Annotated in this window: 11 protein-coding genes; 7 read left to right on the top strand and 4 right to left on the bottom strand. The window is 45.0% G+C overall.

What is annotated here, in order from left to right:
* Positions 1-383, top strand: a 383-nt coding sequence (locus tag ACLFWI_RS16845; RefSeq protein ID WP_446413871.1) for a zinc ribbon domain-containing protein, incomplete at its 5' end; no start/stop codon positions are given.
* Between the two features lie 32 nt (positions 384-415).
* Here the strand turns inward: ACLFWI_RS16845 and ACLFWI_RS16840 are convergent.
* Positions 416-670: a hypothetical protein gene (locus tag ACLFWI_RS16840; RefSeq protein WP_446413870.1), complete on the bottom strand. Its 255-nt coding sequence runs from the start codon at positions 668-670 to the stop codon at positions 416-418.
* A gap of 125 nt (positions 671-795) precedes the next feature.
* Between ACLFWI_RS16840 and ACLFWI_RS16835 the strand changes: the two genes are divergently transcribed.
* The 5 genes from ACLFWI_RS16835 to ACLFWI_RS16815 all read left to right on the top strand — a co-directional run bounded on the left by ACLFWI_RS16835 (position 796) and on the right by ACLFWI_RS16815 (position 7,413).
* Positions 796-1,041: a helix-turn-helix domain-containing protein gene (locus ACLFWI_RS16835; RefSeq protein ID WP_446413872.1), complete on the top strand. Its 246-nt coding sequence runs from the start codon at positions 796-798 to the stop codon at positions 1,039-1,041.
* A gap of 252 nt (positions 1,042-1,293) precedes the next feature.
* On the top strand, positions 1,294-2,223 hold the full coding sequence (locus ACLFWI_RS16830) for a hypothetical protein (protein ID WP_446413869.1): 930 nt from the start codon (positions 1,294-1,296) through the stop codon (positions 2,221-2,223).
* A 113-nt stretch (positions 2,224-2,336) separates the two neighbouring features.
* Entirely contained in the window at positions 2,337-3,269 is a 933-nt protein-coding gene (locus tag ACLFWI_RS16825) for a DUF1822 family protein (RefSeq protein WP_446413868.1), read from the top strand.
* Positions 3,270-3,293: 24 nt separating this feature from the next.
* Positions 3,294-5,537: a substrate-binding domain-containing protein gene (locus tag ACLFWI_RS16820; RefSeq protein WP_446413867.1), complete on the top strand. Its 2,244-nt coding sequence runs from the start codon at positions 3,294-3,296 to the stop codon at positions 5,535-5,537.
* A gap of 337 nt (positions 5,538-5,874) precedes the next feature.
* Complete coding sequence (locus tag ACLFWI_RS16815) at positions 5,875-7,413, top strand: hypothetical protein (RefSeq protein WP_446413866.1); 1,539 nt, start codon at positions 5,875-5,877, stop codon at positions 7,411-7,413.
* Between the two features lie 3 nt (positions 7,414-7,416).
* On the opposite strand, the gene ACLFWI_RS16810 is transcribed toward ACLFWI_RS16815, so the two are convergent.
* A complete protein-coding gene (locus ACLFWI_RS16810) occupies positions 7,417-8,331 on the bottom strand; it encodes an acyl-CoA desaturase (protein WP_446413865.1) in 915 nt (304 codons plus the stop codon).
* Between the two features lie 312 nt (positions 8,332-8,643).
* Positions 8,644-9,492: an acyl-CoA desaturase gene (locus ACLFWI_RS16805; RefSeq protein WP_446413864.1), complete on the bottom strand. Its 849-nt coding sequence runs from the start codon at positions 9,490-9,492 to the stop codon at positions 8,644-8,646.
* 105 nt (positions 9,493-9,597) lie between these two features.
* On the opposite strand from ACLFWI_RS16805, the gene ACLFWI_RS16800 reads away from it, so the two are divergent.
* On the top strand, positions 9,598-10,887 hold the full coding sequence (locus ACLFWI_RS16800) for a TetR family transcriptional regulator (protein WP_446413863.1): 1,290 nt from the start codon (positions 9,598-9,600) through the stop codon (positions 10,885-10,887).
* A 276-nt stretch (positions 10,888-11,163) separates the two neighbouring features.
* On the opposite strand, the gene ACLFWI_RS16795 is transcribed toward ACLFWI_RS16800, so the two are convergent.
* A partial coding sequence (locus ACLFWI_RS16795; protein WP_446413862.1) for an ACT domain-containing protein occupies positions 11,164-12,204 on the bottom strand: 1,041 nt, incomplete at its 5' end.

Raw genomic sequence — 12,204 nt, 5'->3', positions numbered from 1 at the left:
CTCATAATCTTTGTGATTGGGCGGGCATGATATTCGCTGAATCGCTCAACCTCAAAGCATTAGCCAAGGGAATGCTAGGCAAACACTGCCTAGATGCTGGGTGGGGTCAGTTTCTCCAAATACTAGAGCAATGCTGCTTTAAGCGGGGGGTCTACTTCCAAAAAGTAGATGCTAAAAAGACTAACTACTTTTGCCCGGAATGCCTAACAGAAACAGGCAAAAAGCTCCTATCCGAGCGAGTCCATTCATGTCACCAATGCGGCTACACAACCGATAGGGATGTAGCAGCCGCTCAAATAGTCCGCATTAGAGGACTTGCAGCCGTGGGACACACGGTCAAGATGCTTTCCGAGGGTAAATTCACTGGAATCCCTACGACGTAAGAATCCCCCGCGCTCTTTTAGCCGGGGGAGTGTCAATCATCCACAAAAACACATCGCTTCATTACACTCATGACCTCTCCCGGATTTGCCGTTGGTGTCAGAGGACTCCATTCCGTTACATTGGCAAAACCGAGACGATACAACGTGTGAATGATTTTCACCACGCCTTTGGCGGAACCAACGACGATAACTTTGACAAATTCTCGTTTTGAGTCTGAACGGGTGGAAGCTTGTAGCTGTATCGAGGCTTCGGGGGGTTTAGTATCGGTCAAAACGTTCTGACCCATTGGGGTTTCCCTGATTTGCGTTTACCTGAAGTATTCGCAGATCTGCGAATACTCAAATTGTACGCTGTATCTTCGCAGATCTGCAAATATTTACTTCCTGATCTTCCTCTGACACGATGGGGAACATGGGAAAAGCAGGCAAAGTCCTTCGGCAAGTTTTGGAGAGCTACGGCATCAGCCAGAACAAATTGGCTCTCACATTGGGAGTTAAACCTTCCGTTGTTTTTCGCTGGTTTCATGAGCAGACAGATCCCAGTGCTGAAACTGTCCGAAGTATTGCTGAAGCTTTACAAGGTCTTGATCCTGCCGCGGCGGATGAGTTTGTCCGGCTTTATTTGGGGGACTATCTTCAAGACAGTGATAAAACCTGAAAGATGCCAGTGGTTCACTTGAAGTAGTGATTGTTACTCCCTTCCCGCCTACATCCAGTCATTAACATAAAGTTTTGTAATAAAAACTGACCTATTGCGTAAAATCTTCCCCCTCAGCCAGAGTGATCCAGTGAACCGTTAAGCTGTTGCGATTCACAGAGTTGTATTAGTATTGAAAATGTATGATTCGGTAAAATTAAAACTAATGAATGATCGACTGGCGAGAAAGTATTTATTTGTGGAGATTAATAGATGTCTAATACATCTGAAAATACTGAGTTAATTAATTTAGTTATTACCGCAAAACAAACTGTTCCAGGCAGTATAGAGCGAAGGCAAAGTGTAACCAAACTGGTTGATCAAATCCTGCGATCGCGCCCAATATGCCGTCCACTCAAAGACCAACCCCTATCCAGTGCTTGCCAAGACATTTACCAAGCCGCACGCCAGCAACTTTTCCTTACGCTATCCTCGGATATTGACCGCTACAATCCTGAAAACAAATCCCTCAGACAATGGGCAAATGTACGGATGCGGGAAGCCTTTCAAAAAATACTCACAGACAATCGTCTGAAACAGCTAGCCCTAGAAGCAAAACAACATCCAACCCAGACACAACAACGCCAATATCTGTTAACTGAACTCATTAATGCGATTCAACTATCCCGGAGACTGATCCATCCCCAGCGAGGTGAACTTTCTCGTGATTTTTATAACGTAATTTATGATGATGCCGTTAATCGAACATTGCTTTATGTTTTCCAAAAAATTGACTTATATGACCCGGAACGAGGGAATGGGGTATTTATGAATTGGGTTAACTTTAGACTGGATAGAACATTAAGAGACATTCGAGCCTCTTACCAGATTACCCAAGATAAGCCGATTCCTATCGAGGAAATCGATAATTTGGGAACAACGGAAGCGGCTCCCACGACATTTGAAATAATCATGAACTATATAGAACGTGACCCCGATGAAATTTTCAAACGGGAAGTGATTCAAAAAAATCCCAACGCCAGCTTCCAAGCTATATTTTTAGCCAAACGTATTCAAGGGAAAAGCTGGAAAGAGATTTCTCAAGACTTGGGAATACCCGTAACCACCCTAAGTAGTTTCTATTGGCGCTGTATTCAACGGCTTGCGCCAAGAATTAGACAGTACGTCCAAGACTGCGCCTAAGTTCGTCATTTGTAAGGGTTTGAGGAGTATTTACAGAACTTAACCTAGTTCGGTTTATTTCCATCAATCTACTTATTCGACTCCAGCGACACAGATAAACAGGATAAAAGGTCATGATTCATATTAATAAACCCGCGATGGATAAAGTTAAGTTAGGCTGGCAAGTCCATCAAACAGCCAAACAGTTTCGTCAACACCAATCAACTCCATTCAATTTTGTCAACGCGCAACAGGTTTATCTGAATACCCTAGCCGTGTATGCAGTTAACGACTACCTCAAGCGCCAAGGAATAGAGACAGATTTGACGGGAAGTGATAGCTGGAACCCATTAATCCAGTCTTTAGCCAATATTGCCGATTTAAAGGTTAAACGGCAAGGGCAATGGGTAAAATTAGAGTGCCGTCCTGTATTCTCGGATACAAACTTGGTTTACATTCCAGCGGAAGTTTGGGAAGATAGGATGGGTTATGTGGCGGTAGGGATTAATGAATCTCTCACCGAAGCAACGTTACTCGGTTTTACTCAAATCGTAACCAAGGAGGAGTTATCGCTTAGCCAGTTTCAATCTCTGCATGATTTGCTCAAGTGTCTTCAACCCAAAGGTGAACCATCACCTCTGGTTAGGTTAAGTCAATGGTTTGATAATATTGTGGCAGAGGGTTGGCAAACTGTTGAAGCACTATTGGGTACACCAGAGGTTAGTCTAGCATTCAGAAGTGGCAATCCGACGACGGTTAAGCGGGGAAAGACCATTCAACTGAAAGACCATAATCTAGCACTGATACTTGACCTGAATCAAGACAATGAACAAAACGTTCATATCCGGGTTAAAGTTCGTTCCCTAGCGAGTAATACCCCTTTACCCGAAGGAATTAGGTTAATGGTACTGGATGAAACTGGAGAACCTTTTCTAGACACTCAAGCCGGAAACGCTGATCATTCTATTCAAACTAAACCCTTTCAGTTTATTGATCAACCTGAGGAAAAATTTACCGTTAAAGTGGTGCTAGGTGAGGATAGTGTAACGGAGGATTTTGTAATTTAAACTGAGGAAAGCCGGAACATAACTATGGGTAAGGTCGTTAAACTCAATTTAGAACATGGGGATTTTAGCCAAGGGTTTCAGATTACCCTAGAAATTGGCGACGATAGTTTTCCGCATCGTCAAATCCGAACAGGTGGTAGTCTACCCGCTAATTTACAGGTTTCTGGAAACTATGATAATTGGAAACAAACCTATCGCCGCTTAGAAACAGCGTTCAGGCGTCCAGTTATTCTAGACGAAGAAACCGAATTACTTCCCCCTGTCTCTGCTGATGAATGTCAAGTCTTATTTGAAACCCTAAAAGGTAGTATTAATCATTGGCTGAGTGCTGAAGAGTTTCGCCGTGTCAAAGAGCAATTACTCAGAGAATTAGACGAAGACGAAGAAATTCGTGTCATTATCCGCACCAGTGAACACAATTTGCGGAAATTACCCTGGGATGCGTGGGAATTTTTTGACGAGTTTCCCAATGCGGCTGTGGCGATTAGTCCGACAGAACATGATGTCGGAACTCCGGTTAAGCCGAAAAATAAAGTCAGAATTTTGGCGATTTTAGGCAATAGCCAGGGAATTAATATTGAGAGAGATAGAGGGTTACTTGAAGGTTTACCTCAAGCGGATGTCCGCTTTCTGGTGGAACCGCAACGTCAAGAATTTGAAACCCTGTGGAGTGAAGAGTGGGATATTCTTTTCTTTGCAGGACATAGTTACTCTCAAGGAGATGGCGATTGCGGTTATATTTATATTAACCAAACCGAGAAGCTAGCTATTAGCGAGTTAAAAAATACGCTAAAACGAGCGATCAAGAAGGGGTTACAACTGGCGATTTTTAATTCCTGTGATGGTTTAGGATTAGCCAATGAGTTGCAGCGGCTAAATATCCCGCAAATGATTGTTATGCGGGAACCTGTACCGGATAAGTTTGCTCAGGAATTTTTGAGATATTTTCTGGAATCGTTTTCCCGTGGCAAATCGTTATATACTTCAGTCCGAGAAGCCAGGGAAAAGCTGCATGACTTATCGGATATTGAGAGAAGGTTTCCAGGTGCAAGTCTGTTACCCGTAATTTGCCAAAATCCTACGGTTTTACCCGTTAAGTGGAACGATTTTTTGGCAAGGAAGAAGCCTGAGGTTGAATCCGAATCAGGTGATGGGGTTAAACCGCCAGTTTTACCTGGATATAAACAGACGTTACCCCAACAGATTTCTCCGGAAAAGTCGGCGACTGAGGATAAAGCCCTTCAGGTTTCATCCCCAGGGAAAAAGCCAATCTGGAAACTAATAGGTATTGGGCTTTTGGGCGGCGCTATTTGTATCTCAGCCCTCAGCAGTTGGTTATGGTGGAAACGCCCGATCTGTTCATTGAGCGATAATCGGATACCCTTTATGGTTAATATTCCCCAAGGACAACTGTTTAACTATGGGGGAAGTACAACCTGGGTGCCTATGGCTCAACCATTTCACGAACAGATCAAGACAGAATTGCCCGCTTTTCAGCTCAATCCACCGAAGTATAGTGGTTCAGTTGAGGGTATTCAACAGGTATTGGGAGGCTATTTTGCCTTCGGTTTATCCTCTAGCCATCTGCACAAACAAGATTTAGCTGCGGCGAGACAGCAAGGCTATGAACTGATGCAGAAGTCGGTGGCGATTGACGCGATCGCAGTTGGGGTCAATCCGCAACTCAATGTGTCTCGCTTAACTCTAACTCAGCTTAAAGATATTTATACTGGAAAAATTCGCAATTGGCAAGAAGTAGGGGGTCCGGATTTACCGATTACTCCCTACTCCCGCAAGCAAGAAGGCGGGACGGTGCGATTTTTTGCCGATGCGGTTTTAGGAGGACAACCATTCAATACCCAAATTGTTCAATTTGTTGATTCGACAACCATGGGGATCGGTAAAGTTAGCAATGATCCAGGTGGTATTTACTACGCCTCAGCAGCGGAACTTGTTCCTCAGTGTGGAATTCGTCCTTTACCGTTGGAACTTCCGGGAAAGACGGCGATTGCTCCCTATCAAGGTGATTTAGTTCCCCCGGAGTCTTGTCCCCAGCAGCGCAATGAGATGAATTTCGCCGCCTTTAAAAGTGGAAAGTATCCTTTAACTCGAAACTTATTTGTGATTATTAAAGATTTTCCCGGTGAATATAATGCCGAAGAACAAGCCGGGAGAGCCTATACTAATTTGATATTAACGGGTAAGGGTCAAGCGATGGTAAAAGAAACGGGATTTGTTCCGGTTGCTCAGGCTTGTCCGTCGCCCTAGTGCAGGGTGGATGAGCTGGGGGAGCATGTAGAGACGTAGCATGCTACGTCTGGGAAGATGGGGGAGATGTTAGCTGTTGGCGTTATTTCTGCCTTCTTGCACTAGTACAAGGGCTTGTAGCAGGTGACTTGATCAGATTGGGTATTAATCGAGCGCCCAAAGGATAAAGAAATGATTAGCTGGTGGGGGGATTATTTAATTGTCTGTGTCAATCTGTGTGTCTAACTATTTAATGCTCTATCTGTGTAATTACTCCCTCTGTGTCATCTGTGTTTTTGTCAATACTTAGTAATGATTTTGATCATAAGTTTAACAAAATACTTATGACACAGCTAAAATGGTGGAAGAGACTTTACGATTAAATCGGGTGCCAAGCAATAGCCCCCTACAGTGTATGCACTACTCATCTTTATTGGTATTACTATCCTTATCCCTATCGTTCCCGCTACTTTCGCCCTCAACGGTAAATGCCCAAGAGATAACAGAACAACCGGGTTTTGCTCAAGGATTTTGGCGTCCAGCCGAACAACTGGTTCAAGAACAACTGAATTTGATTAATCGGATTGAGCAGGCATTCTATAGTCCTAATGTATATCAAGTAGAAGCCACGCGATCGCAACTGTTCTTACACCTAGGTAAAGTAGAACGCTTCTTGACGAGTCAGTATCAAATTCCCCAGTTTCTCTGTAATAATGGAACCCCTGATCCCGATGTTCCCGCACCGTTAACCTTACCCCAGCGACAGGTGTATTGTAATCTTTATGTGTCTACCCAAACGCTGGAACCAATGGTTGATCTATTGGATATGCGGTTACCGATGCTAGCTGGGTTAGCTGCACCTAGTACCATACCATTAGATGATCAACGTCCAGGCTTGCGGTTGAATTTAGCCACACCACTTCGTCCTATATTTGCACCTGTACAGGACTTCCCAGAACCGGAACCGCCAGTCTTGGGTATGCCGACAAAGCGCCCCCTTACAGACTATCAGAGACAGCCGCGACAACCTGCGATCGCGCCTCCGGAAGCTGTGACTAAAACAATTTTAGCCGCACGGGAACAACTATTACCCGCATTACCAGCATTTCCCGACTCGGCTCGAATAATTGACCCCGGTGTTTACTCAGTCATTCCCACCCAAAGTACTTTGGGTCTTTTACCCTTAGAACCCCAGCGATACGCCGACTTTCTTGACCAACCCAACACCGGGATTGCCCGTATATTCCTCGCCGAAAGTTATCAACCTGATCCCAATAAGCTGCGAAACCGCCTGCTATCTCCCCTCCCCCAACCCTTTCCCTTAACGACTGGGGTTGAATCGGCGACGGATTCCGTTCCCAGCTTGGCGCTGGAGATTGAAAATGGAAACTTTACCATTCCCTTGCAGGGGCTCTCTTATGGTTTTATCGTCAATTTGGGTGACGTTTCTTTAAACGAAATCAACGCCAATCTAAACACAATTCCTACGCTTACACCCGAACAACGGGATTTATATCTGAATTATCGTCCCCCCAATCAAGTAGAAGCCTTACAAATAGACCAACGGCGCTTTTACACGGGTAAGGATGGTATCGGCTTTGTCCCGCCTTTAAGCCCACCGGCGGCTACAGGTTCAGAGGCAAAATTAAATAATACCTATTTGGTTCGATTAATTCAATTCCAGTTACCTGAAGCTGTACTCAAAGGAGAACCAATTTCCCGGGCGCAGCGCCGCTATTTACCAGAAATCCTCAATACACCGAGTAGCGATGTGATTGTGGCATTTCAACCCGTTCACCAGCGTTTAGATGGGAGTTATACCGTGCTGTGGCGTCTACTTTATCGGTTTGGTGATCCCCAAATTGAAAACTTAGCCGAATACGTTGAATTAGAGTGAAGGTTATTCAAAATCCACTGATGTCGTTACGACGGCAGGCAACTCTGAGGGTTCAACGCTTAGAACCTTAGAACGTGTCAGCAGCTTGGTTTCAGTAGGCACTTTAAGCTTTGACGCTAACTTGAAGAACTCAAGCATTTTAATGAAGCTAAACGTGGGATCGGGAAGATAGACAACCTGTCCAGAACGAATGGTTATCCCCTGGCGACTGGATGACTGAAAGGCATGATGGAGATTATGCCAGCCTTCACCCAGAGTTAGAAATGCTACAAACTGATTATTGCGACTGAGATCATCAGTGATAAATGGTTGTTCCCCCACAATATGGCAAAGGGAGTTGACGGTTTGCACGCCATGAAACAGCAGCGTTGTGCTGAGAAAAAAAGCACCCAGATATTCAACACCACCGATGAGATAAGAAATCACTCCCAGTGCTACTAGCGGGATAAAGTGCAAACGATCAATTACCTTTAAAACAGTATCACTCTCAACATCGGCAGGTAGCTTGTCAGGAAAAAAGCGGGGAGATAATAGCCAACCCCCTTGAGACCAATAAAATCCTCTGATTCCCTGAACGGGTGTACAGGGGGAATGGGGATCGAGATCTTGATCGACATGTTTATGATGGGCTATATGGTGCGCTTTCCACCAACTTGGACCCATCTGTCCCGCCGATGCTCCCACAATACTTCCCACCCATAGAACTGGAGCAGGAGCCTGATAGCTTTTGTGGGTGAGTAGTCGATGGTAGATGCCGGTTGTTGCCAGCATGCGGATTAGATATAAAAAGATGAGCCATAGGAGAGCGCCCCACGATAAACCCGTGATTAAAACAAGTAACGATCCGATATGGCTCAAGATAATTAGAGTCGGACCGATTAGATAAGAAATAATTGTTAGTGGAGAATACTGCCTCATTTTTTTCTATTGTCCTAAAAGGATGGTTGAATAAGTCGTTAATGAAACCTGCTCCTACTTTCCTATTACCAAGAAACTCCTCTGACCTACAAAACAACCGCATAACCTATACTTGTCGCGTCATGCGGTTCAATGTAGCTAATGAATATTAAATTCAATTATTAATTGAATTAGCATCAAGCTATCTTCAAATTAATAATCTAAAGTCGAACAATACCTAAGTTGGCTAACTCTTCAAAAAATCTGATGAAAACAAACTTTTGACCCTTCGCGACCCTCAATGGCATACTTTTAAACTCCCCAAGAGCGTTACTAGGCTGCATTTTTGGGTGGTAGAACAACTTTCTTCGCTAAACCCACTCCTTGGAGTAGTTGAATTGCCCACCACGTCATATCGATTTCCCACCATTTACGTCCAGCCGGAGCAACATTGGGATGAGCATGGTGATTGTTGTGCCAACCTTCTCCGTAGGTTAAGATAGCTGCCCACCAGAGATTGCGAGAACCATCATTAACTTCATAAGTCTGATAACCGCGCAAGTGAGTGGCAGAATTAATTAACCAGGTGCTGTGCCACAGTACGACAGCTCTGACAAAGACACCCCAGAATACAAATTGCCATCCCCCGATTACATAAAGCAATACACCCAAAGGAAGTTGTAATAATAAGAAATAGCGATCTAACCAGCGATAATAGGTGTCTCTTGCCATATCAGGAGCGTATTTTTGATAAACTTCGTAATCAAAAAATTCGGGCTTATGATAGAACAGCCAAAGCATGTGACTCCACCAAAACCCATGTCGCGCTGAGTAAGGGTCTTTGTTTGCATCATCAGGGTGAGCATGGTGCTGACGGTGTGCTGCTACCCAGAAGATTGGTCCCCCTTGGAGAGCTACAGCCCCGATGGTGGTCAGAATATATTCCAACCACTTAGGAACTTGAAAACTCCGATGGGTCAAAAGCCGATGATAGGCTAAACAAATGCCAATGCTGCCAAAAAGCCAATGGAGAAATATCATTACTCCCAAGGCTGACCATGAAAAAAACCAGGGCGCCAGCAGTGCTAAGACGTGAATCGCGCCAAAAAATAGCAGACTGGGCCAATGGAAGGGGAAGTTAGTGCGACTTTGAGGAGGCACTGAGATTGAATGATTAGTCATGAGAATCGTTACAGTAGGAATTGATGTGCAAGTGTTACTTACACTTCTATGATCAGCTTAACGATTTATCCATCAAAATGCAAGTGTTACTTACATTACTAAACTATGTCTCGTACCAGTTCTACAACACGAGCGCGTTTGATTCAAGCAGCGCTTGAGTTGTTTACCGTTCAGGGGGTTACCGAGACGACCACACGTCAGATTGCTGAATTAGCCCAGGTTAATGAAGTCACCCTGTTCCGTCACTTTGGTAACAAACAAGGATTACTCTTAGCGGTGATCGAAGACTCTGGGGTGTTTACCCGTCTGGGTGAATCACTCAGAGCCCAAGTAGATCAGACAACGACGTTTGAGCAGGCGCTAATTAACTATGGACGCGATCGCCTTCAGGTTCTGACGCAGATGCCCGAATTACTGCGCTCTGTGGTTGGGGAGTCAGGAAAATATACGGTTGAGCATCGTCAGGCGTTAGGAGAAGGTGTTACTCAAGCCAACCTGGACTTCGCTGATTATCTTACCACCGTGATTCAACGCGATCATCTACCATTGGCATTATCAGCGGAAAAATTAGCCAGCTTGGTTAATGTGATGTTATTCGGGTATTTGGTAATTGAACTAACCAGCGAGTTCCACAGGCTTTGGCAGAATCAGGAGGATTTTTTGCAAAGTTTGGTCGAACTCATCTTACACGGAGCTTTTGCAGACAGAGAGCTACAGAGACGGGAAGAGGCGGAGGAAGAGCCAGGAAGCGGCGATACAGGGGAGATAGTGCGCCAGCCTGTCCCCAATTCTGCACCGAATGCGCCTTCTCAGGTGATTTCCGCTGAGACGGTAGCCGATTTACCCGCATCCTTAGTTCATGACATTTTGCAACAAGCGAAAAAAAGCGGCTTACGGGATTATGCTCTCGCTTATGTCCTCTTTGGTGCAGGATTGCGGGTAGAAGAAATTATTGGCTTAGAGCGATCGCACCAAATTAGTGACGCCCATAGACACTTGTTGCAAGTGACTCACGGTAACCTGCGCCAAGTCCCTGTCAATCAGTGGATTATGGGCAAGCGCTATGGTTCATACACCCGCAATCCCTTAAACCAATGGCTCAAAAATCGTAAAGATGATCGCTCACCCTTGTTTGTCAATGAAGCCTTGGAACGGATGTCTGTGCCAGAATTAAGAGCTGCATGGCATAACTTTACCTCTGAGTTGGAAACGCCATCTCCCTCAATTGAGCAAGCGCGACAGACATGGTGCGTGGAACTGTTAATGAGAGGGATGAATGTGGAGGATTTGAGTATTTTAAGCGGTTTGGATGTAAAACAATTAGAACCTTATGTTCGTAGGGCAAGGGAAAAAACGGCGTTGGAGCGGGCGATTCGTTTAGATCAAAAGCCTTGAGTAGGGGTTGCTGAATAAGTATTGTGGTGAGGATAGGGAACAGGGAATGATTGTGCGAGCGTCTCGCTCGCTATTTTGCATGTTTTTATCTATCGATTGGCTTATGCTAAATAGGCGACAGGCGACAGAAACTCTATTAAAAATGGTATGAATAATACAGTCATCCTCAATTCTTTTGAACAGACGCTAATTGAGAAAATCCGCGACTTACCAATCGCACAAGGGTGGCGGAACCTAGTGAACATAGTATTGAACCAAACTTGATATATATAACTCCTATGCGGGAACTTCAACTTGCTGATTTCCGGCTAAATCAAATGCCTGGTGAATGGCTTGTAATGCTGTCACCCCTTGCTCTTTATTCACCACACAACTAATTTTTATTTCCGAAGTAGTAATCATTTGAATATTGATTTGGTGTTGAGAAAGAGCGGCAAACATCCGTGCGGCTACACCGGGTTGTCCAATCATCCCTGCACCAACAATACTGACTTTGGCAATATCGGCATCAAGGAGAACCTCGCCGTACCCTAAAATAGGGGCTGCCTCCTGGAGAATTTTCTGGGCATTTTCCGCCTCAGCTTGGGCGACGGTGAAAGCAATATCGCGTGTGGGAATTCCATCAATCACTCGACAGCGCTGAGATTGAATAATCATATCCACGCTAATGGTTTGCTCGGCTAAGATACTAAATATGCGAGCTGCCATACCCGGACGATCAGGAACATAGCGAATCGCTAAACGGGCTTGATTTTGGTCAAGAGCAACACCTCGGACGGGGTTTGAATGTAGAGACGTTGCATGCAACGTCTCTACGTTCTCAGAAATCGGTAAACGGGCAGGGGAACTCTTAATATTAAACTGGTCACACAAAACCGCGATCGCGCGATTACAATCAGCCGCATCAATCACACAGCTTACTTTTACCTCAGAGGTGGAAATCATCTGAATATTGATTCCCGCATTTGCCAAGGTGGTGAACATTTGCGCCGCAATACCGGGATGTCCAATCATCCCCGCCCCCGCGATCGCGATTTTGGCGATATTCGATTCCACTAAGACTTCCGCCTGATCAGCACTGGGATTAGTCGGGTTACGAAACGCGGGTGCGATCGCTTCGGCGACGGCTTCAGCCCGTTTGAGAATACCCTTACTTACACTAAAGGCAATATCATTCGTATTCCCCTCGTGAATCGACTGGATAATTAAATCCACATCCAAATCTTGACCCGCAATCTCACCAAACAATTGTGCCGCGACACCGGGATGATCCGGAACCCGCAGCATTGCCACTTTTGCCTGATCGGTATCAAATTC

The sequence above is a fragment of the Coleofasciculus sp. genome (assembly GCF_046539235.1).
Classification (GTDB): Bacteria; Cyanobacteriota; Cyanobacteriia; order Cyanobacteriales; family Coleofasciculaceae; genus Coleofasciculus.
This window is presented reverse-complemented; position numbering and strand designations above follow the sequence as displayed.

Excerpts from the sequence above, each read along its gene's own strand:
- ACLFWI_RS16835 (WP_446413872.1), top strand. The coding sequence starts at position 796 with ATGGGAAAAGCAGGCAAAGTCCTTCGGCAAGTTTTGGAGAGCTACGGC.
- ACLFWI_RS16840 (WP_446413870.1), bottom strand. The coding sequence starts at position 670 with ATGGGTCAGAACGTTTTGACCGATACTAAACCCCCCGAAGCCTCGATA.
- ACLFWI_RS16810 (WP_446413865.1), bottom strand. The coding sequence starts at position 8,331 with ATGAGGCAGTATTCTCCACTAACAATTATTTCTTATCTAATCGGTCCG.
- ACLFWI_RS16820 (WP_446413867.1), top strand. The coding sequence starts at position 3,294 with ATGGGTAAGGTCGTTAAACTCAATTTAGAACATGGGGATTTTAGCCAA.
- ACLFWI_RS16800 (WP_446413863.1), top strand. The coding sequence starts at position 9,598 with ATGTCTCGTACCAGTTCTACAACACGAGCGCGTTTGATTCAAGCAGCG.
- ACLFWI_RS16830 (WP_446413869.1), top strand. The coding sequence starts at position 1,294 with ATGTCTAATACATCTGAAAATACTGAGTTAATTAATTTAGTTATTACC.
- ACLFWI_RS16805 (WP_446413864.1), bottom strand. The coding sequence starts at position 9,492 with ATGACTAATCATTCAATCTCAGTGCCTCCTCAAAGTCGCACTAACTTC.
- ACLFWI_RS16825 (WP_446413868.1), top strand. The coding sequence starts at position 2,337 with ATGATTCATATTAATAAACCCGCGATGGATAAAGTTAAGTTAGGCTGG.
- ACLFWI_RS16815 (WP_446413866.1), top strand. The coding sequence starts at position 5,875 with ATGGTGGAAGAGACTTTACGATTAAATCGGGTGCCAAGCAATAGCCCC.